This window comes from Sphingomonas sp. 66-10 (assembly GCF_001897045.1).
GTDB lineage: Bacteria > Pseudomonadota > Alphaproteobacteria > Sphingomonadales > Sphingomonadaceae > Sphingomonas > Sphingomonas lycopersici.
Map to the genome: position 1 here is coordinate 2,732 of NZ_MKRR01000146.1, position 1,087 is coordinate 3,818.

At 66.1% G+C, this 1,087-nt stretch carries 2 protein-coding genes; both read left to right on the plus strand.

The annotated features are described in order from the left end of the window. Positions 1-361: alpha/beta fold hydrolase (locus BGN95_RS21640; RefSeq protein WP_502688331.1), on the plus strand; the 361-nt coding region annotated here is incomplete at its 5' end. Beyond that, on the plus strand, positions 358-1,087 hold a 730-nt coding region (locus BGN95_RS21645), incomplete at its 3' end, for an FAD-dependent oxidoreductase (protein ID WP_286773975.1). The genes BGN95_RS21640 and BGN95_RS21645, both read left to right, overlap by 4 nt.

A 1,087-nucleotide genomic window follows, 5' to 3' on the forward strand; every position in this document is an offset into this window, starting at 1 on the left:
GCCGCCGCTGCCCTGGGCGTGGCTGAACGAGCTGGAGCTGGAATTCTTCGTCTCCGAATATAGCCGCTCGGGGTTCACCGGCGGGCTCAACTGGTATCGCGCGATGGATCTGCGCTGGGAACAGCGCCGCGCGTTCGAGGGCGTCAAGAGCACGCCGCCTTTCTATTTCATCGGCAGCGAGAATGACGTCGATCTGGAGGCGTGGCACGGCGACGATCCGATCGCGCATATCCCCGATCATCACGCCGATGTCCGCGCGGTGCGCATTTTGCCCAAGGCGGGGCATATGATGCAGCTCGAACGGACCCCGGACGTGAACGCCACACTTGTCGAATTTCTCGGGACGATCGCCGCAGCATGACCGTTTCGCCGCTTGCCGCCGGTTTGAACCTCGCGGTCGAAGACCCGCTCGTTCTCGACGATCCCGATGCGCACCCCTGGTCCGAGACCGCCGATCTGGTCGTCGTCGGGCTCGGCGGTGCGGGGGTGGCGGCGGCGCTGGAGGCGCTCGAACGCGGAGTCAGCGTGATCGCGATCGACCGCTACGAGGGCGGCGGCTCGACCGCGGCGAACGGCGGCGTCTTCTATGCCGGCGGCGGGACGGCGATCCAGAAAGAGGCCGGCGAGGAAGACACGCCGGAGGAGATGTACAAATATCTCAAAGTCGAGGCGGGCGAGGTCGTCGCCGATGCGACCTTGCGCCGCTTCGTCGAGGAAAGCCCGGCGACGATCGACTGGATTGTAAAGCACGGCGGCAAGCTCAATGCCAAGGTGTGGCGCAAGAAGGCGTCCTATCCGCCGCTCGATTACTTCCTCTACCACCCGGACAATTCGCTCGTCGCGAGCTATCGCAAGATCGCCAGGCCAGCCGCGCGCGGCCACCGCGCCTATACCCGCAACGGCAAGAAAGCCTGGGGGCTCGGTGTCGGGATTTATGATCCGCTGCGGCAATCGGCGCTGCGGCTCGGCCTCGCCTTTCACCCGCTGACCGAGGCGCGGCAATTGGTGATGGACCGCAACGGCCGGGTGGTCGGGATCAAGGTGCTGTCGATCCCCGCCGGTTCTGCCGCCGCGGCGCGCTTCACCC